The 26,708-nt window shown below is 32.7% G+C and carries 30 protein-coding genes; 29 read left to right on the top strand and 1 reads right to left on the bottom strand.

All coding sequences use genetic code 11. The annotated features are described in order from the left end of the window. Positions 1-14: 14 nt before the first annotated feature. The 8 genes from AC5YGG_RS12920 (at position 15) to AC5YGG_RS12885 (ending at position 8,205) form a co-directional block, all read left to right on the top strand. Positions 15-905 carry a hypothetical protein gene (locus AC5YGG_RS12920; protein WP_496144879.1) on the top strand — a complete coding sequence of 297 codons (891 nt, stop codon included), beginning with the start codon at positions 15-17 and terminating at the stop codon, positions 903-905. A gap of 238 nt (positions 906-1,143) precedes the next feature. Continuing rightward, a complete protein-coding gene (locus AC5YGG_RS12915) occupies positions 1,144-1,278 on the top strand; it encodes a hypothetical protein (protein WP_262484587.1) in 135 nt (44 codons plus the stop codon). A gap of 179 nt (positions 1,279-1,457) precedes the next feature. Further along, positions 1,458-1,736 (top strand): co-chaperone GroES, encoded by a 279-nt coding sequence (locus AC5YGG_RS12910; protein WP_002976538.1) that lies wholly within the window; start codon positions 1,458-1,460, stop codon positions 1,734-1,736. A gap of 34 nt (positions 1,737-1,770) precedes the next feature. Next, positions 1,771-2,130 (top strand): four helix bundle protein, encoded by a 360-nt coding sequence (locus AC5YGG_RS12905; RefSeq protein ID WP_496144878.1) that lies wholly within the window; start codon positions 1,771-1,773, stop codon positions 2,128-2,130. A gap of 57 nt (positions 2,131-2,187) precedes the next feature. Beyond that, positions 2,188-3,813: a chaperonin GroEL gene (gene groL, locus AC5YGG_RS12900; protein WP_496144877.1), complete on the top strand. Its 1,626-nt coding sequence runs from the start codon at positions 2,188-2,190 to the stop codon at positions 3,811-3,813. A gap of 206 nt (positions 3,814-4,019) precedes the next feature. Beyond that, complete coding sequence (locus AC5YGG_RS12895) at positions 4,020-4,556, top strand: STM3941 family protein (RefSeq protein WP_496144876.1); 537 nt, start codon at positions 4,020-4,022, stop codon at positions 4,554-4,556. Between the two features lie 527 nt (positions 4,557-5,083). After that, positions 5,084-5,509 (top strand): hypothetical protein, encoded by a 426-nt coding sequence (locus tag AC5YGG_RS12890; RefSeq protein ID WP_496144875.1) that lies wholly within the window; start codon positions 5,084-5,086, stop codon positions 5,507-5,509. Positions 5,510-5,910: 401 nt separating this feature from the next. Continuing rightward, entirely contained in the window at positions 5,911-8,205 is a 2,295-nt protein-coding gene (locus tag AC5YGG_RS12885) for an nSTAND3 domain-containing NTPase (protein ID WP_496144874.1), read from the top strand. Positions 8,206-8,268: 63 nt separating this feature from the next. Here the strand turns inward: AC5YGG_RS12885 and AC5YGG_RS12880 are convergent, their stop codons facing one another. Next, complete coding sequence (locus tag AC5YGG_RS12880) at positions 8,269-8,565, bottom strand: helix-turn-helix domain-containing protein (RefSeq protein ID WP_496144873.1); 297 nt, start codon at positions 8,563-8,565, stop codon at positions 8,269-8,271. Positions 8,566-9,073: 508 nt separating this feature from the next. On the opposite strand from AC5YGG_RS12880, the gene AC5YGG_RS12875 reads away from it, so the two are divergent. The 21 genes from AC5YGG_RS12875 to AC5YGG_RS12775 all read left to right on the top strand — a co-directional run bounded on the left by AC5YGG_RS12875 (position 9,074) and on the right by AC5YGG_RS12775 (position 26,701). Then, the gene (locus tag AC5YGG_RS12875; protein WP_496144872.1) at positions 9,074-9,637 is read left to right on the top strand and encodes a hypothetical protein; all 564 of its coding nucleotides are present in this window, start codon (positions 9,074-9,076) and stop codon (positions 9,635-9,637) included. 527 nt (positions 9,638-10,164) lie between these two features. Further along, a complete protein-coding gene (locus tag AC5YGG_RS12870) occupies positions 10,165-10,800 on the top strand; it encodes a hypothetical protein (protein WP_496144871.1) in 636 nt (211 codons plus the stop codon). Positions 10,801-10,895: 95 nt separating this feature from the next. Continuing rightward, the gene (locus AC5YGG_RS12865) at positions 10,896-11,492 is read left to right on the top strand and encodes an SMI1/KNR4 family protein (RefSeq protein WP_496144870.1); all 597 of its coding nucleotides are present in this window, start codon (positions 10,896-10,898) and stop codon (positions 11,490-11,492) included. Positions 11,493-11,588: 96 nt separating this feature from the next. Next, positions 11,589-12,098: a YegJ family protein gene (locus AC5YGG_RS12860; RefSeq protein WP_496144869.1), complete on the top strand. Its 510-nt coding sequence runs from the start codon at positions 11,589-11,591 to the stop codon at positions 12,096-12,098. A 66-nt stretch (positions 12,099-12,164) separates the two neighbouring features. Continuing rightward, entirely contained in the window at positions 12,165-12,590 is a 426-nt protein-coding gene (arr, locus tag AC5YGG_RS12855; protein WP_496144868.1) for an NAD(+)--rifampin ADP-ribosyltransferase, read from the top strand. A 45-nt stretch (positions 12,591-12,635) separates the two neighbouring features. Beyond that, positions 12,636-13,811, top strand: coding sequence for a Kelch repeat-containing protein (locus tag AC5YGG_RS12850; protein ID WP_496144867.1), 1,176 nt, complete (start codon positions 12,636-12,638; stop codon positions 13,809-13,811). A 73-nt stretch (positions 13,812-13,884) separates the two neighbouring features. After that, positions 13,885-14,433 (top strand): hypothetical protein, encoded by a 549-nt coding sequence (locus tag AC5YGG_RS12845; RefSeq protein ID WP_496144866.1) that lies wholly within the window; start codon positions 13,885-13,887, stop codon positions 14,431-14,433. Between the two features lie 48 nt (positions 14,434-14,481). Then, positions 14,482-15,027 carry a GNAT family N-acetyltransferase gene (locus tag AC5YGG_RS12840; RefSeq protein WP_496144865.1) on the top strand — a complete coding sequence of 182 codons (546 nt, stop codon included), beginning with the start codon at positions 14,482-14,484 and terminating at the stop codon, positions 15,025-15,027. A gap of 91 nt (positions 15,028-15,118) precedes the next feature. After that, positions 15,119-15,778 (top strand): DUF2461 domain-containing protein, encoded by a 660-nt coding sequence (locus AC5YGG_RS12835; RefSeq protein WP_496144864.1) that lies wholly within the window; start codon positions 15,119-15,121, stop codon positions 15,776-15,778. Positions 15,779-15,814: 36 nt separating this feature from the next. Beyond that, positions 15,815-16,399 carry a hypothetical protein gene (locus tag AC5YGG_RS12830; protein ID WP_496144863.1) on the top strand — a complete coding sequence of 195 codons (585 nt, stop codon included), beginning with the start codon at positions 15,815-15,817 and terminating at the stop codon, positions 16,397-16,399. Between the two features lie 34 nt (positions 16,400-16,433). Then, the gene (locus AC5YGG_RS12825) at positions 16,434-17,456 is read left to right on the top strand and encodes a serine hydrolase domain-containing protein (RefSeq protein ID WP_496144862.1); all 1,023 of its coding nucleotides are present in this window, start codon (positions 16,434-16,436) and stop codon (positions 17,454-17,456) included. A gap of 83 nt (positions 17,457-17,539) precedes the next feature. Next, positions 17,540-17,965 carry a DUF1801 domain-containing protein gene (locus tag AC5YGG_RS12820; RefSeq protein ID WP_496144861.1) on the top strand — a complete coding sequence of 142 codons (426 nt, stop codon included), beginning with the start codon at positions 17,540-17,542 and terminating at the stop codon, positions 17,963-17,965. Positions 17,966-18,000: 35 nt separating this feature from the next. Then, the gene (locus tag AC5YGG_RS12815; RefSeq protein ID WP_496144860.1) at positions 18,001-18,672 is read left to right on the top strand and encodes a hypothetical protein; all 672 of its coding nucleotides are present in this window, start codon (positions 18,001-18,003) and stop codon (positions 18,670-18,672) included. A gap of 120 nt (positions 18,673-18,792) precedes the next feature. After that, positions 18,793-19,608 carry a hypothetical protein gene (locus AC5YGG_RS12810; RefSeq protein WP_496144859.1) on the top strand — a complete coding sequence of 272 codons (816 nt, stop codon included), beginning with the start codon at positions 18,793-18,795 and terminating at the stop codon, positions 19,606-19,608. Positions 19,609-19,687: 79 nt separating this feature from the next. Next, entirely contained in the window at positions 19,688-20,449 is a 762-nt protein-coding gene (locus AC5YGG_RS12805; RefSeq protein ID WP_496144858.1) for a hypothetical protein, read from the top strand. Between the two features lie 18 nt (positions 20,450-20,467). Continuing rightward, on the top strand, positions 20,468-21,187 hold the full coding sequence (locus AC5YGG_RS12800; RefSeq protein ID WP_496144857.1) for a phosphodiester glycosidase family protein: 720 nt from the start codon (positions 20,468-20,470) through the stop codon (positions 21,185-21,187). 81 nt (positions 21,188-21,268) lie between these two features. Next, the gene (locus AC5YGG_RS12795) at positions 21,269-21,817 is read left to right on the top strand and encodes a dihydrofolate reductase family protein (protein ID WP_496144856.1); all 549 of its coding nucleotides are present in this window, start codon (positions 21,269-21,271) and stop codon (positions 21,815-21,817) included. Between the two features lie 106 nt (positions 21,818-21,923). Next, positions 21,924-23,534 (top strand): serine hydrolase, encoded by a 1,611-nt coding sequence (locus AC5YGG_RS12790; RefSeq protein WP_496144855.1) that lies wholly within the window; start codon positions 21,924-21,926, stop codon positions 23,532-23,534. 174 nt (positions 23,535-23,708) lie between these two features. Continuing rightward, on the top strand, positions 23,709-24,767 hold the full coding sequence (locus AC5YGG_RS12785) for a hypothetical protein (protein WP_496144854.1): 1,059 nt from the start codon (positions 23,709-23,711) through the stop codon (positions 24,765-24,767). A 578-nt stretch (positions 24,768-25,345) separates the two neighbouring features. Further along, positions 25,346-26,335, top strand: a complete 990-nt coding sequence (locus AC5YGG_RS12780) for a dienelactone hydrolase family protein (protein WP_496144853.1) — start codon at positions 25,346-25,348, stop codon at positions 26,333-26,335. A 15-nt stretch (positions 26,336-26,350) separates the two neighbouring features. Next, on the top strand, positions 26,351-26,701 hold the full coding sequence (locus tag AC5YGG_RS12775) for a DUF2200 domain-containing protein (protein WP_496144852.1): 351 nt from the start codon (positions 26,351-26,353) through the stop codon (positions 26,699-26,701). Positions 26,702-26,708 lie beyond the last annotated feature (7 nt).

The raw sequence follows: 26,708 nt of genomic DNA, 5'->3' as shown, positions 1-26,708 counted from the left end.
TTTTAACTATAACCATGAAAAAACTCAATGCATTATTGCTGTTCATTGCAACAGCTTCTACTCTATGTGCCCAATCCCTGCAATTTTATACGGGCAAAAGAGACTTTCTTCCCATTGAAATCCTTATGGAAGACGGAAGTACAAAAAAAGGATTTGCTCAGGATTTTATGCTTCCTGACGTAGCTACATTTCAGATGATTGGAAAAAGTAGCGAGAAAAGCGCTCATTTAGACAGAAAAGAAGTTAAGTTCAAGTCATCAAAAGAAGATAAAAACATTCAGCTGATTCCGGTTTCTGACATTAAAAGTCTTATTTACACCAATGAAGATACACAGGAAACATTTCAGCTGGATAAAAGGATTGTAAAGGAAATCAACAATGATCTTGAAATGGAATCAGAAGGAAGAATATTAATGCTTCCACTTATGGAAAAAGGACCGATCAATCTTTACGGATACAGAAGTATGACGTGCAGAGCCAATTTCGGGAATAATTTTTCTTCAGGATTTGACGGAAACGAAGACACTTGTCAGCTGATGTATGTCATGACTTATCTTAGTAAGCCTAACGAAACGGTTGCTATTGCTCCGGTAGATTACAGCTCATTAAGTCCTCTGGCATTATTTAATATGAAAACGCTCTATAAAAAGTTCTATAAAGCTTATGAAATTGTAGGAGCCGACTGCCCCGAATTTCTGAAAAAAGTGGATGAAGCGAGAAAGAATGAGTATTTTTCCAATAAGACTTTTAAGGAAAATAAAAAGGAATCTGATGCAGAAAGAAAAGCTTTGATTAAAGGTAAAAAAGGTGCCGAAGCAGCAAGAATCAATATGCATTACAAAACCGAGTTATATACCAAGATGTATAGAAAACTCATTGATGATTATAAACAAACCTGTCAATAAAATTAAAGTTCACCATATTGGTGAACTTTTTCTTTTTTAAGAAAGCCTTTATTAAAGCCCATCACCAACAAAAAGAAACCTTAAAAACTGATATACAGATCATTGGCTTAAAATTCACAATAAAATATATCACAACGAAAGGAAAAAATAATTAACTTTGAGTAACATTAAACACCAAATGTCAAAGTCCTGATTGACTTTAAACGCTCAGGAAGCATACAAATTAAATATTATTACTATGAAAAATGCCAAATTATTAAGCAGAGATGCTCAGAAGACAATTAACGGCGGAGCGGCAGGACGTTTTTGCTGTGAGTACAATTACAAAGGACAATGTATTTTATGGATCGGTCCGGGGCAATACTGTCCATAAAAACAGCATCCATAAAATTAAACACTAGAATAAAAGCCGGAAAGTTCCGGCTTTCTGTTTTTTATTTTTCTGCCAAATTTTCACATTCCGAAATAAAAGTCTGCCATTTCAGCCATCCGGGTTTCATGGCATACATTTAGAGAATTACAAGACAGAAATAATTAAAAAATAAATATATTATGTCAGTAAACTTTAAACCATTGGCAGACAGAGTTCTGGTAGAGCCAATCGCAGCAGAAACTAAAACAGCTTCAGGAATCATTATCCCGGATACTGCAAAAGAAAAGCCGCAAGAAGGTACTGTAGTGGCAGTAGGTCCTGGTAAAAAAGACGAGCCTACAACGGTTCAGGTAGGTGACAAAGTTCTTTATGGAAAATATTCAGGTTCTGAATTGAAGTTAGAAGGGAAAGATTACTTAATTGTAAGAGAAGCAGATTTATTAGGAATCATCGGTTAAAATGCAGTACGCATCAAGCTGTAAGCAGTAGGCAATGAGAGACTACAAAAAATATGACACCTGGAAAATTGCCCATCAATTGGTTAAGGAAATTTATATTATTTCTGAAAATTTTCCAAAATCAGAGCTTTTTGGACTTACGTCTCAAATAAGAAGAGCAGCAGTTTCTATTCCTACCAATATAGCAGAAGGTTGTGGAAGATCCACAGACAAAGAATTTGCAAGATTTTTAGAAATAAGTATAGGTGCCACCAATGAAACTGAATACCTTCTTTTACTTTCTTGTGATTTAGGTTTTACTTCTGAAGATAAAATAACAGACCTTAATGCGACACTGAATTTAACCAGACAAAAACTTATACAACTCAGAAAAAAATTATTAAATAATAATTAATTGCTAAAGGTAAAAAAAGCTTATTGCTTAAAGCCTATAGCCTAAAGCTAAAAAATTATGGCAAAAGAAATAAAATTCGATATCGAAGCAAGAGATGCTTTAAAAAGAGGTGTTGATGCATTAGCAAATGCAGTAAAAGTAACTTTAGGTCCTAAAGGTAGAAACGTAGTAATCGAAAAATCTTTCGGTGCTCCACACGTAACTAAGGACGGGGTTTCTGTAGCTAAAGAAATCGAACTTGAAGATAAAGTAGAAAACATGGGAGCGCAAATGGTAAAAGAAGTTGCTTCCAAAACTAATGATATCGCAGGAGACGGTACTACTACCGCTACTGTATTGGCACAGGCTATCGTAAGAGAAGGTCTTAAGAACGTAGCTGCCGGTGCTAACCCAATGGATCTTAAAAGAGGGATCGACAAAGCTGTAACTTCAGTGGTTGCGAACCTTAAATCTCAATCTCAGGAGGTTGGAGATTCTTCAGAAAAAATCAAGCAAGTTGCTTCTATCTCTGCTAACAACGACGATACTATCGGTACTTTAATTGCTGAAGCTTTCGGAAAAGTTGGTAAAGAAGGAGTAATCACTGTAGAAGAGGCTAAAGGTACTGATACAACTGTAGATGTTGTAGAAGGTATGCAGTTCGACAGAGGTTACCAGTCACCTTACTTCGTGACTAACCCTGAGAAAATGTTAGCTGAACTAGAAAACCCATATATCCTTTTAGTAGAGAAGAAAATCTCTTCAATGAAAGAATTACTTCCGGTTCTTGAGCCAATTGCACAAGGTGGTAAGTCTCTATTAATCATCTCTGAAGAAGTTGAAGGTGAAGCTTTAGCTACTTTGGTAGTAAACAAACTAAGAGGTTCTCTTAAAATTGCTGCTGTAAAAGCTCCAGGATTCGGAGACAGAAGAAAAGCAATGTTAGAAGATATCGCAATCCTTACAGGAGGACAGGTGATCTCTGAAGAGCAAGGTTTCACTATGGAAAACATCTCTTTAGATATGCTTGGAACTGCTGAGAAAGTAACGATCGACAAAGACAACACAACTGTTGTAAACGGTGGTGGTGACGAAGCGAAAATCAAAGGAAGAGTAGCTCAGATCAAAGCTCAGATGGAAACTACAACTTCTGACTACGACAGAGAAAAACTTCAGGAAAGATTAGCTAAGTTAGCTGGTGGTGTTGCTGTACTTTACGTAGGTGCTGCTTCTGAAGTAGAAATGAAAGAGAAGAAAGACAGAGTAGATGATGCATTACACGCAACTAGAGCTGCTGTAGAAGAAGGTATCGTTGCAGGTGGTGGTGTTGCTTTAGTAAGAGCAATCTCTTCACTACACAACCTTGAAGGAGACAACGCAGACGAAACTACAGGTATCAAAATCGTTAAGAGAGCTATCGAGGAGCCATTAAGACAAATCGTTGCTAACGCAGGTGGTGAAGGTTCTGTAATCGTTGCTAAAGTAGCAGAAGGAACAGGTGACTTCGGATACAACGCGAAAACTGACGAGTATGTTCAAATGCTTGAAGCAGGTATCATTGACCCAACTAAAGTAACAAGAGTTGCTCTTGAAAACGCAGCTTCTGTATCTGGAATGCTTCTTACTACTGAATGTGTAATCACTGAAGTGAAGAGCGCTGAACCAGCTATGCCAATGGGTGGTGGAATGCCTGGAATGATGTAGTAGCGAATCGCTAAAACAAATTTAATATATAAACCGCTCTGCTTTTGTAGGGCGGTTTTTATTTGGAATATATATTACGTAAGGAAATAGTATATTTAATGATTAACAAATGGATATTTAAAACTAAAATAATGTTAGCGCAATATTATATATTGGCACAATGCACAAATTTGGATATTATATCTCATTTTAAAAGATAGATCAAAATGGATAGAATTGAAATATATTCAAGTAAAAAGAAATCATTGAAGCTATTAATTGGCTCAATTTTATTTGTTATCTTAGGTTTTTGGTTACTTTTAGAAGCGGACAACTTTACAAGTTGGAAAGCCAGAAACACAATTTTTATTCGAGGGGCTGGAATTACTTCAATCCTTTTTTTTGGGCTCGGTGTTTTTATAGGAATAAAAAGACTTATTAAATCAGATATTACTTTAATTATTGATACCAAAGGACTAAATATAAATCCAAAAAAATCATTGACCGAATTCATAAAATGGAGTGACATAAACGGTTTTAAAGAAATCAAAATACAAAGTACACGAATTATAATTGTAGGTGTGAAAAATCCCGAGTATTGGCTTGACAAAGAGACAAGTGGATTGAGAAGAAAATTAATGCAGTTTAATATTAATAATTACAACTCACCTTTCAATATTGCGGCTTCTGGACTTGACATTAATTCGAATAAGCTAATCGAAACGTTGAATAACTATTATGACAGATATAAAAACGATGAATAATATGGGTGTCAAAGGCTATAGATTCAAGTTATATTAAATTTACATATTTGCCCAATATGTAGTGGAATATAACACCATAAATAATTTAGTATCAATTCACTAGGACAAATTTAATATATAAACCGTTCTGCTTTGTAGGGCGGTTTTTTTATTTGTAAGGGTTAAGTTTTTTGGCAAAGGTTTCTGGATATATATCCTTGTCAAGGTTTTAAACCTTGACAAGGATATACAACAAAAATAACAAGAGTTGCTCTTGAAAACGCAGCTTCTGTATCTGGAATGCTTCTTACAATATGTTATCACTAAAGTGAAGAACGCTGAACCAGCTATGCCAATGGGTGGTGGAATGCCAGGAATGATGTAATAGCAAGTCGCTAAGACAAATTTAATATATAAACCGCTCTGCTTTTGTAGAGCGGTTTTTGTTTGAAATTGAGTCGCTAATTATAAAATTTTTGTTTATTAGCACTGAGGTTGTTTTTATATATTTGTGAATTACTATAAGCATTTCAAAAACAAACCATTAAATGAAATTTTTAAAAATTCTATTTGTGTTCATTATAATTTTCGCAGGGATTTTAATAAGCACAAAATTAAAATTAGCTGTTGAAAGTGCTGAATTTAATTCAAATTATGAAAACATGTATCCCCCAAACTGCTTCATAAAATTTGAAAACAAAAAATACCTTATTACACAACAATATAAGTACAAGTATAAAATACTTAGTGAATATTGGTTTGTAACCAATGAAGGTTTTGCTATTCAAAAATTTGAATTTCCTTTTGAAATGAATTATAGCAATAATCAAAAAAAAGATATCATATTAAAATACTCTGAAAACGAGGAATTCATTAAATTCAATTCACGAAAATATAAAATCGCGGAAAAAAGGAATGATACAATTATTTCAAAAATAACTGAAGACAAACTTATTATATTTATAAACGAATAAATAAAGCTCTATTATTTAAAATCTCACGGGTTATCAACTCCACCACTAAAGTAACAAGAGTTGCCCTTGAAAACGCAGCTTCTGTATCTGGAATGCTTCTTACTACTGAATGTGTAATCACTGAAGCGAAGAGCGCTGAACCAGCTATGCCAATAGGTGATGGAATGCCATGAATGATGTAGTAGCAAGTCGCTAAGACAAATTTAATATACTAACCGTTCTACTTTGTAGGGCGGTTTTTTTATCTGTAAGTTTTAGACGAAGGTTTCTGGATTGCGATCCTTGTCAAGGTTTAAAACCTTGACAAGGATATATGAATTTGAATGTTAGCAATAATTTTTTCGAATCGATAAAATTGAGAAATTTTTATTCCTTAAATTTGAATAAAACGAACATAAAACATGGAATATGACTTTTCAAAATTAAATGATCGAGAATTTGAAATTTTAGCTGCTTCTGTCATTGAGAAAGAACTAAAAAAAAAAGTAGAAGTTTTCAAGTCTGGACGAGACGGGGGTGTTGATGGTAGATTTTGGATTGGCGAAAAAAAAGAAGGAATTATACAGTGTAAACATTATTTCGAAACGCCTTATTCTCAATTGATTTCAAAACTAAAAACTGAGGAGTTAGATAAAGTAAAAAAACTCAATCCTTGTAAATATATTTTTGTCACTTCAAAAAAACTTTCTAGAATAAATAAACAAGAAATTAAAGAAATTTTCAAACCATATATTGATATTGAGGAAGATATTTGGGGAATAGAAGATTTAAATGCTTTTTTATCTAAAAAGGAAAATCAAGATATAGTTGAAAGGAATTATAAACTATGGATTACTAGTACGAGTGTACTAGATATTCTTTATAATAATGCTATAAAAGGCAGAAGTCAAGTTACATTGCGAGAAATTAAGGAAAAGGCTTATAAATATGTAGTAACCGCAAATCATAATAAAGGATTAAGAATACTAGAAGAAAATAATGTAATCATTTTGACTGGTGAACCAGGAATTGGTAAAACTACACTTGCTGATAATTTGGCAATTCACTACATAGCAAAAGGTTATGAATTCTGTGATATAGAAGAAAATGTTAGCGAAGCTGAAAGTTTATTCCGTGAAAATGAACAAAAGAAAATTCTATTTTATTGTGACGATTTTTTAGGTAGTAATATGTATGATGCTATCAACAATAAAAAAGATTCTCATATTGTCAAATTCATAAATAGAATTAAAAAAGATAAAAGCAAAAAGTTTATTCTTACATCAAGAACGAACATTTTAAATAAAGCATATAGGTCAAGTCATATTTTTCAAAACTTAAAAATTCGCGATAATGAATTTTTATTAAGAATTGAAAATTTAACTAATATAGATAAAGCAAAAATTCTTTACAATCACATATATCATTCAAATTTATCTAAACAATTTATAGATATTATATACGAGAATAAAAGATACAAGAAAATAATAACACATCAAAATTTTAATCCACGAATAATTGAGTTTATAACTGATTCTTCTGTTATTGGAAATTTAAAACCAGAATATTATTGGCCATATATTCTCAAAAATCTAAATGAACCTGAGGTTATTTGGGCAGATTATTTTCAAAATCAAACTGATGACTGTGTAAGAGCTCTTACATATTTAACTGTTTTTAATAATGGAAAAATAGCTGAGGACAATTTAAGAAACTCTTATACTACCTTTCTAAGGATTCACACAGTAAATATGGGTGATAATTCTGATAAAAGTTTTGACGCTGTAAGAAAATTAGCAACAAAATCATTATTAAATAGAAATCATATTGAAGAAAATAAATATGAATATGTTTTATTCAACCCATCCATTGCTGATTTCGTTCTAAGTACATACTCTAATGAAATTGATTTGGTTTGTAATATTCTTAAATCATTAGAAAACGAAACTTCCATAGATTATTTACATATTTTATTAAGGTCTAATAAAATTAATAATTCATATAGGAGTAGGATCTTAGAAAATTTATTTGATTATTTTTTTGAATGTAAATTGGAAGAGGAAGATTGGGATTTTTTAATTGCCTTAAGCTATTTTGATTTTTTTAATAAAAAAATAAATAAAAGGATACAGCGCTTTTTGAACACATTAATAGATGCTAATAATCCAAGTGGGAATAGATTATGGGAATTATTAATAATTTTAACAGAATTTGAACCAAAAATTGAATTTAAAAATTTTGAATTCTTATACAATTTCATAGATGATGTATATGATGGAGAAACATTAAAAAAATTATTAGATTTTGTAGATGAATACAATATTAATGATGAAAATTTTTTAATGCAAATTAATATTTTACTTGAAAAATATTTAAGAAACTTTGTTGATAATAATGATTTAGACATCGAGTACGCTGCATACATTAATGAAACTTACAACCATTACGAAGGTCATCCTGAAATAGATGTTGACATAAATGGAATTGAGAATGAATTCAGAGAGAATCTTAATTCTTTTTTAAATGGCTTCAACGAAAATGTATTAGATAGAATTTCTTTTAATACATCCAAGATAATTTCAAGCATAGATTTAGATTCTAAAGTCACAAGTTATTTGGAAAGTTATGAGCCCGACTATGATCGTGACAATCACAGTGGCTATTATTCAGGAAGCTCGGGCGAAAATGATATTGATGCGATATTTGAACGTTCATAAGTAAAAATAACTGTCACTACATTGTAATGGTAAAATACAGAAAGAATTGCAGAACTGAACGTCCTAGCTCTCGCTAGGATTTTTCTTTATTTCTATCTCTTTTACAAATTCATATTTCTTTTCCAAAATTGGCTCCTCTGGCCAGAAGTCTTTTGGAGAGCATCCCAAAGCTTTTGATATTAAGTTTAAGCTTTTAATATTATATTTCGCTGTTTTGGAATGTGCTTCAATATCTGAAATATAACTGGTACTCTTACCAATAGCTAAAGAAAGAGAAGTTTGACTAATACCTCTCTGTTCCCTTATCTCTTTTACTTTTGAAATTATATATCGTTCTATTTCGTCTAAAGAATCATGCATAATGACAAAGTGAGTCAAAAAGAAAATAAAAAACTAAGGACTATAGTCCTGTATATTAAAAATATTATTATATTTGGAAAAGATTACTCATTAGAGTAATTTTGCGATACTTCAAAGAATAATAGAAGCTATTGCTTAGAATCTTGTAATAGAAAACTGGTAATTTTTAAGAGACAAGAAGATAAGCAGGAAGCTCACGACCTAGGCGTGGGCTCTCTTATCTGTCTCAAGGTATACCAGTACCCCTATTACAGATATTGTAGAGTCTCATGCCATTTTATTTTCATGCTGTTCTGCTTTTCTACAATCATCCTTTTCTAAGCCTGCTTTACCATATAAAGTATCATGATACGGTACAATGGGGTGTACAATCCATTGCGGCTTTAGGGCTTTTAGAAAAACACAAATTCTATCATATTCATTCGGTTTGTATAGACAGGAAGTTCAGACATTGCAGGACTTACTTCTTTACTGCCAGGTAAAATCGTACAACAAAAAATACACACTCATGAAAAAAATCAGAACAGGCTTTCAACCCACATTGGAGAAAAGTCCCAAGAAGCACTCCGGCGTACAGCTAATGGAAACTTTTTTTCAGTTCAATGATCTGATAACAACCAAAGAGCTGCTAAACAACATTATGAATTATGCTGTAAAAAGAAATAGCTGGATAAAAGAAGATCCTTCTGTTGTTTATCATTTTCATCAGGCAATGCGTTCCTTTGTCCGTGCAGGCTACTTTATAATACTGAAAGAAAAGAAATGTAAAATCCATACTCAGTGGGAAGATGTTTCACCTCTGGCTCTTGGCTTGCTTACAGAGAAAGAATACAAAAATCCTCTGCTGGTATTTAAAAAAGCATTCAGGGAATACAGCATCAAAGAATTTGATTATTTCATTTCCGGAATGGTTTATTTTTCACTCGGCATCTATGACAATCCTCCGGAAAGGAATATGATAAGCCCATACATACATCTCACCAAAATGCTGGATGCCGCATATCTTATTATTGAAAGTAAAAATATAAAACCCGCTCCGCAAAGTCAGGAGACCTTACCTGCAAAAAAATAAAATTAATAGCCATAAATTTCAAACATCAGGGTAAAAACCTACTCTGATCCTCTTCTATACCCCCTCCGGTTACTTTAATACCCGTCTTTAGCCTCTTCATAAAGTGGCTAAAGGCACTTTCATAACTACCTAGAACCCCTTACTTAAGAGGATATACACCCTTAAAAACTTCCTTTAGACCATTGAATAACTAGGTATTCCCCTTTATACAACCTCCTCTTCACCCTTATATATATCCCTAGAGACCCTTATCTAAGAGAATGTCCCCCCTTCGGAACTACCTATACCCCGTTGAACAACCAGATCCACCCCCTTATGCAACCCCCTCTACCCCCTTAGGTAAGGGGGTAATCCTACCTGAAAAAGCAGATCAAGGCGAGATAAATACTGATAGATTGATCATAAAACCATCACCCGAAAAAAAATACCACTCCGCTAAAGCTTCCAACTTTAAGCAGATAACCCCTTATTTCTTATAGCAGAAAAGATCTTTATAATTCGTAGATTTGAGGATTAATAACCATATTATGACCGCTCAGGAACTTGAAACTTTACTTACCGAAAGAGTTCAAAGGTTTGATCTAAAAAAGATTGCATTTGACTCTCTTCATCAAATACTATCAGAAACTCCTGAAGAAATTATCGGAGGATTTGAACCTCACGAAATTACCTGCCAATTTGATGGTTATAAATATCTGATAGATCATAGAGACAATAATCCCATTATCCGAACAAGTATAGGATTCTACGTGAAAAATGATATTTATCATGATAATTTAGAACCTATTGGCTACTATGAACTTGATACAAATTGGAATGGTGAAATGGTAGATGACTGGTTTGTCGTAGAAAAGGAAAAATATTTGAAAGACATTGGCATCATTTCCTATTTTCAATGGATGAATAAAAAACTGCCATCTCAATACCTGGAAACAGATCATGAGCAATACGAGTTTGTATCCTATATTTCTATGGTTGGAACACTATTTATCAGCAAAGCATTTCAAAGTACAGGAATTTTCGTTCATAAGGCAAAAACCTATTTAGAAGCAACTGATAATTCTTTACCTGATAAAGATTATTTAAAGGCGTCCAAGAAATTTTTGAAAATAATAAGTACTTATTTGATAGAAAACAACCTGATCACGGAAGATCTGAAGTAAAAGTTAATAGAAAATAATTAATTAAAATAATATTCGTTTTAAATTTCTTTTTATTTAAATGCCAAATGCTACAAATAATTTAATCCCTGAAAAACATGATGAAAAAAAGACAATTAAAAAAATTAGACAATTCACTTTCAAGCTTTCAGTATATAAAAAAGAAAAGTGAAAAATATTGGAAGAAAGTTGATTTGATGGAATGTTGGGGATTTCAAATTCAGGAAGGAAGTAAATGGAAAAAAGGATTATCAGAATCTGAATTGGAAGATTTTCAGCAACAATTGAACATTATTTTTCCGGAGTCTTTAAAAAATTATTACAGGACAATGAACGGGCTTGATAAACTGGGTATAGATAATAATGGAGGTGAAGGAGAAGTAGATTTTGGTCCTATATTCTATTCATATCCCGATGACATTCCCATAATTAAATCTACAATTGAGAGGGGGATGGAAGCTAACCAGGTGACTAAAGAGATCATTAAAGAGCAAAATGTTCCTTCGATATTCCCCTATCTTGGACATAGATTTCTAATTCTTGATCATGAAGAAGTTGTTCTTTCAATGTATGGGAATGATATTATTCTTTGGAGTGATAATTTATCAAGGGGAATTGCAATGGACATTTTTCCTTTATTCGTCAAATCAAAAAAAATTGATACAAATTCATTTTGGAATAAAAAAATAGTCTAGTAAATGTATTTGCTCAGATAAGTCTAGTTGTACAAAGCCGGAAAACTTCGGTGAGCATAAAAAACAATAAAGAAGTTCCAATTAATACTCTTAATTATGTATTTAAAAATCCCAATCTGTCTGCTCTCATGCCTTGCAATATTAAGCTGTCAGAAAAAAGATAAAATTGTAAAAGTAGACAATGAACCCGGTATACACATTCTACCGGGAGAAGACAAAGAAATGAATACAGCAATAGAAAATGCACAAAACTCTTTGTTCAGATTCAAAAAAGCAATAGAAAGCCGCAATCCGGATTATTATAATTTCGCATTGAAAGAAAAATTTAATACCTCTAATTCCGGAAAAGAACACATCTGGATAAGTGAAGTTCAATATACTGATCATAAATTTTATGGTATTGTGGATGGAACTCCAATTTCAACAACAGAGGTAAAGCTGGGAGACACTATTGAAATTAATCCTCAGAATATCACAGATTGGATGTATATCGATAAAAACATTGTACAAGGAGCCTACACTACCAGAGTTTTAAGAAAAAGAATATCCAAGGAAGAACGCGAACAGATGGACAAGGAAAGCGGCTTTATTTTTAAGAATGAGTAAACATATAAAATTCTGAAAAAGAATACTTAAGTTTGTAGGTTGTTCAAATCCCAAAATACCTTCAAAATGGAAAACAAAAATGGCGACCATATTCTGGATAACGGTCCTTTCTATCACGGAACAAAAGCCGATCTGCAAATTGGAGACTTATTAAATGCCGGATTTCAATCGAATTATTATCCGGAGATTACGATGAACCACATCTATTTTACAGCTTTACCCAACGGTGCAGGATTAGCTGCTGCATTGGCAAAAGGAGATGGCAGAGAACGCATCTATATTGTGGAACCAACAGGAAATTTCGAAAATGATCCTAATGTAACCGATAAAAAATTTCCGGGGAACCCTACCCGATCCTACCGAAGCAAAGAACCTTTAAGAATTATCGGTGAACTTACAGACTGGATCAAACTTACCGAGGAGGAACTCCGGAACTGGAAAGAAAGAATCGAAAATCTACGCAATAACCCGGATGCTGAAATCATCAATTAATAATTTATAGCACTGCAACAAGTATATAAACTAAAATCCACACCATTGAAAACAAAGTTATTATTCCTTTCATTTTTGGGTTCTTTATTCACCCATGCACAAACACTTCAGTTTCAAAGTCTCGCCAATATGTCTGCGGGCAGAGGGGGCACTACCAGTGTAATTGTAGATGACAATATATATGTGAGCAACGGGTATCTGGAAAACAGCGGCAATGCAAAATATATTGAAAAATATAATATTACGGATAACAGCTGGAGTGTTTTCAATTCTACTCTACTTCCCAAAAGATTTGCTAATTCGGAAGCTTACGATAATAAAATTTATATTTTTAACGGTTGGGGAAACAGTCATCTTGAAATTTTGGACCTTGCAACCAATAAGATAACAAAAGGCGCTGTTAATCGTTCCTACACAGGAAATGCTGGCTCTGCAATCTATAATGGTAAAATATACGTATTTGGTGGCAGCGGACTAAACGGAGCTCCAACCACAGTATTTTCTGATAAATTCCAGTATTACGACATCGCTTCCAATACATGGAATTCCTTACCTGATATGCCCACAGCCAGAGAAACAAAAGGTAAGATTGTAAATGATAAGCTGTATGTAATTGGTGGTTTTAATGGAACTTCATCCCGTCTGATCAATGTTTTTGACCTCAAGACTAATCTTTGGACCGATAAGTACATAATGCCTTCCGGAATATCCGGACACTCATTGGCTGTATCAGGCAATAAGATTTTTATTGTAGGGGGTTATAATAATCAAACTTTTTTAGCGTATTTTGATACGACAACCAATAAGCTGCATCAGCTGTCATCCAATATGATTCCCAGAAGACATGCGGCAGCGGAAGTATATAACAATAAACTATACATCATCGGCGGAAGTACAACGTCTCTGCTCAAATCCTCCATTAAAAGTACTCAGGCAGCCGATATTAGTGAAAGTGTGCTTTCTTCAACGGTAAACAATGAAGATCATGAAACTAAAACAAGGGTCTATTCCAGTGCCAATAGAGACGGTTTTGTTATCAGCAATAAAAACAACAGCAATCAGTTTGAATACACCATTTACCCAACAGATGGGAAACAGATCATCAATGGTGTTGCCTATTATAATAAAACCATAGACTTATCAAATTTGCCTAAAGGAACCTACATGTTCAGTTATAAAAATGAAAAAGGGGTGTTACAGCAGGTAAGGATTATAAGATAGAAAATTCTAAACATTCATACCAATCCCACCATACAAGATAGAAATACTTTTGAGCAAATAAAATACCCCTCATATGATAGACAAAGCTTTAGTACAAAAAATAATAGAAGAGGAAATAAATCCAAATTATACCATCTTTAAATATTATGATACAGAACCTTATACCTTTATTTTTTGGAAGCATAAAAAGTATGATAAAGATGATGAACGGGGGAAGTTGATAGGAGTAGGACCTGTAGTGTATGATAAAAAACTGAAAAATTATACAGTTTTAGGTTCCGGATCAAACAATGAGCATTATTACAAACATTTACCCGATAATCTGTTTGCTGAATACACAATCATCAATACGTATGAAAGCATTAAAGCCGGAATTTTAAGACGGAAGTATGTGAATACTGATGATGTTGACAGATTATGCCAAATTATAACGAATGGCTGGGGTTATGCAGATTTTGATATGTATTACTCTCAGGATTACGATGTAAAGGACCATATCATAGTTGTTTTAAAAGATAAAAACCAACAGGAGGAACTACTTAATTTCTGGAATGAAATAAATTACAACTATAAAAGATTAAGCGCCACAGAAATTTTACTTTGGAAAGAAAAAGACAAATAAAAAAATAAATTTTAACAAAGCCATTAGACGCCAAAACAAAAGTATAAAATGTTCAATAAGATCTTAACCACTTTTCCCATATTGACAACTGAACGATTAACGCTTCGTCAACCGTCAGAAAGTGATGTTCAAGAAATATTCTCCCTCAGATCTGATGTAAGTGTGAATAAATATCTTGGTCGCTCACTCACCGAAACTACAGATGAAGCAGCAGCCTTTATTCAAAAAGTAAATGAAGGCTTCAACAATAATACAGGTCTTTATTGGGGCATTACAAAATCCGATACCAAAAAACTTGTCGGAACTATTTGTCTTTTTAATTTTTCAGACGAACTTAAAACATGTGAAATCGGATACGAGCTTTTACCCGAATATCAGCGACAGGGAATCATGAATGAAGCATTAAAAAAAATTATTGATTTTACTTTTCAGACTCTTGAAATGGAAGCAATTGAAGCTTTTACCCATAAAGACAATCTAAGCTCAATCCAGCTTCTAGAAAAATTCCATTTTGAGAAAACGAACTTTATTGATGAAACTGATCCCAATTTAATAGCATTTTGCTTATCACATAAGAACAGTAAGAAAATATAAATTTCAGTGGGCTTTATCTTTTTCACTAAAAAAATTCTACCTTCGGTCAACAATCTATTCATATATAAAAACGTCAGACATCCTTACTCACATGAAAAAAGCATTTGAATTTCTCAATCAATTAAAAGAAAATAATAACCGGGAATGGTTTTCCAAACACAAATCTGAATACGACTCGATTGTGAAAGACAACAAAACTTTTTTCAATCAGATTTATCATGAACTTCAGGAATATGATCAACTCAAAGGAATCCATATTTTCAGAATTTACAGAGACGTTCGTTTTTCAAAAGATCAAACGCCATATAAAACTAATTTTGGGGTTGGATATTCCCGCTCAAAACCTATGTTACGAGGTGGATATTATATTCAGCTGGAACCTGGCAACAGCTTTGTAGGTGGTGGTTTTTGGGGACCTGAGGCAAAAGATTTACTTCGTATCCGTAAAGAATTTGAAATTAGTACAACTGAAATTGAAAAAATTATTTCTGACAAAACTTTTGTAAAATATTTCGGAGAGCTTCAGGGTGATTCGGTAAAAACAGCTCCGCGAGGCTTTGAGAAAAACCATCCTGCGATAGATTTGATCAGAAAAAAACAATTCGTAGTGATGCGAAAGTTTACAGATAAGGAGGTTTTCGCAGAGACTTTTCAAAAGGAAGTCTTACAAACTCTTTTGGCTATGCGTCCGTTTTTTGATTATATGAGTGAAGTACTGACAACTGACCTCAATGGAGAACCTTTATTTTAAAAAATCAACAGTCTTCAAACGTGTTTCATATCAACCATGAAAATATTCTCAATTATTATCTCATGGGTAGGTATTCTGTTAACTTCCTGTAATAAAAAAGTTAATGCCTCCGTTGATTTTGAGAAAAAAGTATTCGATGATGTTTTTCTCTCTGCTGTTGATTCTACCTTAGTTGATTTGAGAATTTACATGGGATTCCAATATTCAGAAAAGCAGCGGGATTCAATTAGGAAAGATACATTACATCGGGTTGTTGCATTTGATGTTCAGAATTATATTGCTCCGGATGATTTTTTAACAGACAGTCTCCGGAAATATAAATTAGCCAATGATTCTGTCTGGAACTTTAAACCGGAAAAATACAACACCCAACGTTATGATTTTAAGAATAGCACTGAATTCCCGTTCACGGAGCAATTAACTGAATGGAAAAAGAAATATCCAAAATTTTCCGGGAGCTTAAGTTTCTCTAAAATCTATTTTGATGACGCAAAGGAATCCGGAGTCTTTGAAGCAACATATTATTATGGTGCATCATGTGGGCGTGGATATTCAGTTTACATCAAAAAAATAAACAATAAGTGGAAAATTATAAAAGTGATGCACACCTGGATTTCATAAAATCATATTTATATTTACCCAATAAAAACTAAACATGCAAAATCATAAACATCTCTTTATATTTTTCATTACTATTCTGTTCCTTACCAATCAGACATTTGCACAAACAAAAAAGACTGTTCAAATTGATTCTTTAATGAGAAAGTTCAGTGAAAACGGAGCTTTTAACGGCAATGTTTTAGTTTCAAAAAATGACAAAATTATTTACAATACATCCTTTGGTTTCACCGATTTTTCAAAAACAAAAAAACTGACTCCTGATTACAGATTCAATATCGGTTCTATTACTAAGGAATTCAGTTCAGCAGCTTTATTACAGTTACAGGAACAGGGAAAATTGAAAACAGAAGATTATGTTTCTAAATACATCCCGGAACTTCCCCAATGGGCAAATGAAGTCACCATAAAAGATTTAATACAATACACGAGTGGAATTCCCGATGTAAACTGGAAGAAAATTAAAAATGACAAAGACCTTTTCGACGGCTTACTGCTTGTAGATTCTCTCGAATTCAAACCGGGAACTGATTACGGTTATAACAATAATAATATATTTCTGCGTCATTTTATCATTGAACGCTTAACAGGAATTCCCTTTAATCACTATGCTGAAAAATTTATTTTCAAACCCTGCAACATGACTTCTTCTGTTATGACTCCTTTTGAAAATGAAAAAAATATAGCCAGAGGATTTAATATTAATTTGGTGGCAGACAAAGCTGATCTCCCTATTACCGGAGGAACTTATGTAACCACTACAGACTTATTAAAATGGACGAAGTGTCTTCATTCGGATAAAATAATGAATGAAAATTCTTTATTTGAACTGGGACAGCAATTTAACAAGCCGGAAACTCAGTCATCGCTGGGTGAAGCAAAATTTAAAAGCAAAAAACTAGTTGCGCATATACATGACGGAAGAGCAGGAAACTATGAAGCTCTTTTAGTCTCTGATCTGGACGAAAAGCTTACCATTATTCTGCTGGGAAATAATTATCACGGAAAACTATTTGAAATTTCTGATGCAATTAAGACCATCCTGAATAATAAAAAATAGTACTTTCAACACATCATTAAGTCAGAAATACCTGCTGATAATTTATTGAGTATTAATTTAACAGCTATATTGAGCTAAAAATTATGAACATTCAGGATCAAATCAAAGAATACATCAAGAGTCAACCGGAATCTAAACGTGATGATATGCAAAAACTTCATCATCTCATTTTGGAAATAATGCCAGACTGCAAACTCTGGTTTCTGGATGGAAAAGATAATGAAGGTAAAATTGTCTCCAATCCTAATATTGGCTACGGATTTTATACCATTTCATATGCTGACAGCACTACTAAGGATTTTTACCGCATTGGAATAAGTGCTAATACAACAGGAATTTCTGTATATATTATGGGGATTGATGATAAAACATATTTAGCAAAAACTTTCGGAGAAAAAATAGGCAAGGCTAAGGTTACAGGATATTGTATTAAATTTAAAGCATTGAAAGATATTCATATTGAAGTTCTCAAAGCTGCAATACAGTACGGTTTTGCACAAAATTCTTAAAATTGACACATCAAAACCTTTAAAATTTAAAGACCATGAACACAAAAAAAATTCTAAAAACCATAGGTATTACCCTTGGAATTATTATCATATTTCTTATCGCAAGTAATTTTATCTGGCTGAATGACAGGGAAAACCTACTGTATAAAATCCAGCAGTACATTACATACAATGAAGAAAACTGGAAAAACTACGAAGCCAATCAAAAAATACTGGCAGAAAATCCTTCCGGAACCAATCAGACAGTTGTAGTAGAATCCGTTCCTGATTTTCATCCTTACAATATTGATTTATTAACCGGAAATACAAAAAAAGAGGAATTAAAGAAAATTGAAAATGCTCATTTTGAAAATTTAGTTCCGGCAAAAAAGAGTCCGGATGATGAAGATGCTCAAATTGCCCTGATCAAATTAACTCAAAGACGTCTGACCGATGTTATCATCAATCAAAAATTAAGCATCAAAATCGGAAAATGCTACGAAAATCCGGATAAAGGAGAAAACTATAGTTGTGTAAGCTGTATGATCCTTCTATACAACAGAGAAAAAAATGATTGGCAGGAAGCTCCAGACGGAGAGAATTTCCTTGATAACTCTTATGATTTTTATCAGACCTCTGAAGGTGGAGAATGGGAAGCAAAAGAGTTGTCAATGTATATTCCTTATGATGATGCTCTATTTAAAAAGTATGAAAATAAATCCAGATAAATTTCAAAAATCAATGAAGAGAATAAAAAATTAAAAGTAACTGTATATTCTGCAATTATTATTTTGATATTTTTAATTATCATGTTGATTCTGCATAAAAGAAAAAAATCTATTTAAATTATGAAGTTCTTTCCTCTTTTAATTTTGTTTTTATTTTTTGAAATTGCCCAAGCCCAAGAAAAGATTCTAGGAAAATATCATAATGAACAAGGGGAGACCCTAATACTAAAACACAATAATACTTTTGAGTATTCATGGAACAGTGATCTTTCTTCGAGTTGGAACATTGGAAACTGGAAAATAGAAAATGAAAAATATTTATCGTTAACCATAACTGAAATTAGAGATACTCTAAAGGTAGGGAACAATAAAGAATTAGTTTTATCATCAGATAAAATATCGAATACAATAACAAACCAAGATTACACATTAGCTCAAATTTCCGGAGGCGGACAAAGTAGAAATATACCTCCTAAAAAATTATTTATTTCAGGGAAAAAACTTTACAAATTTTCTAAAGAAGGAAAGCTTCTTGATAAAAAAACACCATCAACCCTCAATGCAAATCTTTTTGCAGAACCATGGTTTAGAAAAATAAGAAACCCAAAAATAAAAAGAAGTCCAAATGAAATAACCGGAAAAATAATCGGAAGGATATCATTACCTCCTCATTGTGGATACATAGCACATGCAACCGTAATAGAATTTGAAATTATAGAAACAAATCTTAAAAATTATTCCGGAAAAGTAATTCCTTTAATTGTTAAATGTCCCGAATTCTTTGAAAAGAATTTTTTTAATAACGTAGATACCTATAAAATAAATTTCACGGATAATAAACAGCCAAAATTTGGATGGTCAATTCAAAATCTTCAGGTTTTAGAAAAATACAATTTGGAAAAAAAGTTTTGGTTAACCAACATTGAAAAACTATAATATTAATATATAAACCAACTCAGAGTTAATTTATTTTCAAAACCATTTTTTACTTACTTTTATCATTTATTATTACAGGATGAAACTCAGATTATTTTTTATTTTTTTTACTTTTTCGATTATAAAAATCCTCGCTACAGGGCAAGAATCGGACAGAATTATTATCAACAATAAAGAATACAAATTATTAAATAATCCTCTGGAAAAATATTTTGATGAGCATCCGGATGAACACCCCCTTTATGAAAATAAAGATTTAAAAGAAGGAATAAATGAAGTAACAACGATAGGTACAAGCTCAAATCACCGAGGTTATATTGCGACATTTAAAATTGAAAATAATATACTGAGTGTTATAGATATTAAAATTCAAAATGTAAATTCAGACAATCACGAATATATTTCTGTTTTCAAAAGGACTTTCGGTGACAGAAAAATAGAACTCAATTATTCCGGAGTATTGATCATTCCACAGGGAAAACTGATTCAATCTGCGGATTTCGGTTACTCATCTTTATATGATAAATATCAGGTAATAACCGTTCAGTACGATAAAATTGTGAAAGATAAAGAGCTGGATCAGGATAGTTTTATCAGGTTTAAAGTTGATCAGTTTGAAGCCTATAAAAAGACTGAAAAGTATAAAGCTGATGTTAAAGATTACCTTGAAAATTGGAATGACAGTAAAAAATGGGATCTATCCAGAGAAAACACCCGTGGAATGTCTAAAAAAGAAATTGCCCAACTGAAAAAAGAGTATGAAACACCACCCAATGAAGAATATATTGATAATTTTTTTTTCGTAATTAAAAATCTGGATGATATTGTAGTGGATTATTAATAGATATACTTTATTCTGATGATCAAAAATATTATTTTCCCCCTCACTCTCCTGCTCGTCCTCTGCCTTGCCTGCAAAGAAAAAATACAGGAAGACAAGAATTTTGTGATTTACAAAGCTAATCCTAAAACACAGAGTATAAGATTCTATTGGAAAAATAGCAGGCATGAAATTCTAAGAAGCATTGAACATCTAAAAAATGAGGTGAAATCCGGCAATGAAAGATTAGTTTTTGCCATGAATGGCGGAATGTTTGAACCTGATAATTCTCCCAAAGGACTTTATATTGAAAATTTTAAAACCCTGAAATCAATAGATACACTGAAGGGTTCCGGAAATTTTTATCTTCCTCCGAATGGCGTTTTTTATTTAACCCGAAATAACCAACCTGGAATTGTAGAGACTTCACTTTACAAACACAATACAGCAATCCGATATGCTACCCAATCCGGACCAATGCTGTTGACGGATGGAAAAATAAATACTGTCTTTCAGAAAGATTCTAAAAACCTGAACATCAGAAACGGTGTAGGAATTCTGGAAAACGGAGAAGTTATTTTCGCCATGTCTAAAAAAGAAATTAATTTTTACCGTCTTGCACAGCTTTTTAAGGAAATGGGATGCAAAAATGCATTATACCTCGACGGATTTGTTTCCAGAGCTTATCTTCCTGAAAAAAACTGGGTTCAGACCGATGGAGACTTTGGAGTGATCATAGGAATTACAGAACCTCTATAAATATCTTTTTTTAACCATAAAATATACTTACCTTTCTTAAGAATTCTAAAAAGAAATTAATTCCACCATTTACTATTCAACATGAAAAAAATCATATTAGATCTGGCAACAACCTTGGATGGATTTATTGAAGGACCCAACGGCGAAATTGATTGGTGCATTATGGATGATGATATGGATTTCGATGGTTTTATATCCGGAATCGATACCATTTTCTATGGAAGAGTGAGCTATGATGCCTGGGGAAATTATGAACCTGCTGAAAATGCAGCTCCGGAAGAAGTGGAGTTCTGGAAAACCATTCATGCAAAGAAGAAATTTGTATTTTCACGCCAAAACCGGAAGGATAAGAAGGCAACATTCATTCATTCCGATTTTGTGGAAAAAGTTTCAGAAATCAAACAACAGGATGGAAAAGATATCTGGCTGTATGGCGGAGCAGGTCTTATTAAATCTTTTATTCAGAATAATATGATCGATATTTACAGAATATCTGTACATCCGGTTGCCTTAGGAAGCGGCAAACCACTTTTTGAAGATTTAAAAGAGAGATTAATTTTAAAACTCGTTAAGACAAATGTATTCAAATCCGGTGTTGTACAACTTATTTACCACCCGATTATTTCTTAGAAAGGAATATAAAATTCAGGCATTAATCAGAGGAATAAAATGATTAAATTTTATTAAAAGGATGTAATACTATTTCAGGTAAAGCTGTCTTTTAATAAAAAAATACATGAAATCCATTGTAACATGCCTTATTATACTTCTGGCATCCCAACCTTTTTTTTCGCAAAAATCTAAGCAGCTAGAGGAATTATTTGCTGCATATGATAAGGCAGGAGCTTTCAGCGGATCTGTTCTTGTCGCTGAAAAAGGAAAAATTATTTTCGAGAAAAGTTACGGCTACAGAAACGGTCCTAAAAAAGAGAAAAATACCAACAATAGCCTTTATCGTGTTTTCTCCACCACCAAGATGTTCACCGCCACTGTTATTCTGAAACTGGAAGAAGAAGGAAAGTTATCCTTACATGATAAACTGTCCAAATACTACCCTACTTTTCCTAAAGGAGACAGCATTACCATTGCTAATTTACTTTCTCACACCTCCGGAATTCCCGATGAAAGTGCCTCGGAAAATACAGCAGATGAAGAAACCCTAATGAAATTTCTTGCCTCAAAAGCATTAGATTTCTCACCGGGTACAAAGTGGAACTATTCCAATTCCGGATATTATATTCTTGGGAATATCATAAAAAAAGTGACGGGAACAGATTATGACCAGGCTATAGAAAATTATATTCTGAAACCTTTACAGATGAATCATAGCGGTTTTCATTTCAATACTGTAACTGATAAGAATAAAGCTTTCGGATATGAGTTTTTATCGGATACCATGTCCAACGAAGCTTTACGTTTTAAAACAGATCATCCTTTTGCAGCAGGAGCCATGTATTCTACCGTTGGCGATATGTTCAAATTCAATGAAGGTCTTAAGAACTATAAAATTCTTAAAAAAGAAACGCTTGAAAAAATGTTTACCCCTTATCTTAATGATCATTATGGATTCGGTTGTGATACTTCGATTATGAACGGTAAAAAAAGAGTTGGGCACGATGGAGGCGGACCCGGATACCGAAGCAGATATTACAGGATTCCTGAAGATGATATCTGTATTATTGCATTATCCAATTACAATTTATCAGTCACAGATATGGCTGTTCAACAAATTGAAGATATACTATACAATAAACCTTACCGCTTTCCGTCCGTAAACAAAATAAACCCACTGGAATTAAAAAAACTGGAAGGAACTTATGTTGCAGACGGCACAAAATATTATATCAATATCATAGACGGAGAAATTATTTTCAGTGGAGGAAATTATGCAAGACTTTCACTGTTTCCTATTACCAATACAAAATTTCATTTTAATGACAGGTTTACTTTCACATTTCAGCCTGATAAAGCAGGAAATATTGATCAACTTACGATCCGGTTCTATGACGGCAGTGTAAAAACCGGTAAAAAGACTAATCTTACTCCTGTATGGGGAATCATTGGTGATGCCACTCCTGCAGGATGGGGAGAAACAGACATTCCGCTGCAGACAGACTCCAAAAACCCAAATGTTTACTTCCTGAAAAATTATAAGATGAAAAAAGGAGGATTTAAATTCAGATGTGATAATAGCTGGGGATACAATTTCGGTTTGAATAATGATGGTAAAAGCATTGCCATTGAAGCCTATGATTTCAGGATAGAAGAAGATGGTCTTTATGATATTATATTTGATCTGTCCAATAAAATGATTCCTCAATACAGTATTAAAAAATCTGTCCGGTAAAATTTACCCAGAAAAACTAAAACCGTTCTTTTCGAGCGGTTTTTTGTTGGGAATATTGGGTTCATATTTCTCTTACTTTTATGAATGACTGAAGACTTCAAAAAGTATTAGTAAAAAAATATTTATTTCCTTCTCTATTTATTTTTTTTGCATATTTTCGTTCAAAAATCAACCATGAAAAAAATCTTAAAATTCTTAAAGTACACCGTACTTTTTGTTATTACTGTTATCCTAATTTCAGTTCTTTATATATTCATAAGCAATAAAATTTTTATAGGAGGTAAAGACACCGCATTTACGGATTACCTCAATAAAAACAAAGAACAGCTCACGGATAAAATTGACGGAAAATTATTTGACAGTGATTTTTACAATTCGCAGGTTATCCTTTTAGGGGAAGTTCATGGCTATGCTGACAATCAAAAAGTAGATGAATATTTCCTGAAATTTTTGAACAAAAAAACAGGGGTCAAATATTATGTTGCTGAAATGGACAGCACAAATTCCCACAAGCTTAATCTTTTTCTTCACGGCAGCACAAAAGATCAGAAACTGCTAAAAGAAGTTGTAGTCGCTATTCAGAAAAGAATACCTCAGCAATCCAGTAAAGAATTACTGGAAAAATGGAATTCTATTTATGACTATAATCAAACCTTAAAAGATTCTTTAAAAATATCAGTGATTGGTATTGATACGGATTTCAATGACAATTCCCGTAAGATTTCCAGAGATTCAGCAATGATCGTTAATTTCAAAAACTCAATAAAAAAACTGAATATTGAGCATGAAAAATTCTATGGTCTTTTCGGTTTTTATCATGTACTTCAGCACAGCATACAGAAGGACGGAAAACCTTTTGCAGAAAGACTTAAAAATTCAGGATTTAAAACATCAAGCATTGTAAGCTATACGTTAGACAGTGAAATGTACCTTCCGAAAAATCCTCAGTTTCCTACTCCGGAAGATCAGAAAATAGACTGGATCAATGCGGACGGACCTTTGATGCTGGTTAAAGGAATTAATGATTTTAAAGATTTTGTACAACCGAATTCTATAACATTATTCAAACTGAATGCTCAAAACTCACCTTATAAAAATTCTGACAAATTGATTTCTATTAAATCAAGAATGTTTGGCGAGAGCTTCACACCACAAACGAAAACCAATACTTTAGATTATTTTCAATATATGGTATTATTGAAGAATTCAAAGGCTTTAACGCCAATTAAATAGTCATTCTGTAACTCCTATTACTGCAATGAAAAAAATTATTACATAACGTTGAAAAAAATGGTCCTGATTCCTGGAAAGATGTGTATCGTTTATCACCAAGAGATCTTTTGGACAAGAGCGGATATGAAAAATTTATAGACAATTTATAGTTATCCACAATTTCAGATAAGCACAAAATCTTTACTAAAATCTCTATTCCCCTCTTCCGGAGGGGTTTTTCATGAGTAATGGTATAGAGTTGTTAAAAAATATGTGGATAACTTTTCCCCAATGATTCTTACCTCATCAATAAAATGTGGATAACTTTTTAGATGCATTAAAAACACACAAACAATATATTAATAATCAATACCTTAAATAAAAATACTTTTCCACAATTCTTTTTTCACAAATAAAAACAGGTGTGGACAATTTATTGTGGATAACTTTTTTCACATGATTTTTTCTCATCATTAAAACGAGAGTTTATAATTTCCTTTATAAAATGCTTATTGGCGAAAAGTTATATTTTATTTTTTTCGTAAGTTAGTTTCATAAAAACCAATTAACCATTATTACTTTTCTATTAATACAATGAGATGAAAAAAATATTATCCGGTATTCTGCTGCTTATTTTTCACTGGAGCTTTTCTCAGGATATACCTTCTTACAAGGATTTTAAACAGTATTCCATCCTTAAAAAGAATGACACAATCAATTACTACGTTTATTCTCCCGGCGGGATCAGCAATACAACAGGAATTCTGCTATACATTCATGGATCAGGAGCTTTTCCCATGTTTCATATTACCAAAGAAAATAAATCGGTTTCTGTAGTTTCTACAATTCCTTTCGATCTGGAAAAACTGCCGAAAGAGTATGCGTTTATTGTTGTAGCGAAAAAATGTGTTCCTTTTGTAATGATGAACGAAGAATATCACCCTTCAAAATGTTTTTATGAAAATGAATCTTTAGATTACAGGGTATGGCAATACGATAATGTACTCAATGACATCAGCAAAAAAATAAAAAAACCTAAAAACAGTGTTGCAATAGGACATTCGGAAGGGAGTGATGTAGTTGCAAAATTGGGAACAGTAAATAAAAAACTCACTCATATTGGTTTTTGGTCCGGAAGTGGTAACAGCCAGTATAATGATTTTGCCCTGATGATCAGAAAAGAAGTAAGCGAAAAGAAAATTGATGAAAGTATAGCGTCTCAAAAACTGGACAGCCTTTATGAAAAGTTAAAAGATATAGAAGCTTACCCTAATGATATTAACAGATTCTGGCAGGGCAATACATACAGAAGATGGCACCAGTTTTCAGAACCGGCTGTTGAAAATTTATTAAAAATAAACATTCCTGTTTTCGTTGCTATTGGAACCAAAGATCAGGCAGTACCTGTTGAGTCATCACTTGTAATTCAGTCTGAGTTTATCCGAAAACATAAAAAGAATCTTACATTCAGAATATACCCGGGTTATGATCACGGATTTGAAACTGTTCCTCAAAATCCAGGTGAAGAACCACAGGACAAATGGATGGATGTTTTTCAGGAATTTATGAATTGGGTCGAAAAAAAATAATATAAAAAGTTAATCATGCAAAATACAAAGATATTCACCACAGCTTTTGCCAGTGTTTATCCACATTATATTCAGAAGGCAGAAAAGAAAGAGCGTACCAAGCAGGAAGTGGATGAAATTATCTGCTGGCTCACAGGATATGATGAACAAGGATTACAGGAACAGCTTGAAAAAAGAACTGATTTTAAAACTTTTTTTGAGCAGGCTCCTCAGATGAATCCCAATGCATCATTGATCAAAGGTGTAATCTGCGGCTATCGTATAGAAGAAATAGAGGATGAACTGATGAGAAATATCAGGTATCTGGATAAAATGATTGATGAACTGGCGAAAGGAAAAAAAATGGAAAAGATTTTGAGGGAGTAATTTCAGC

It is taken from the genome of Chryseobacterium sp. CS2K3, from assembly GCF_059515185.1.
Note: the sequence above shows the minus strand (reverse complement) of the source record. Positions and strands in the feature narration are given on the sequence as shown.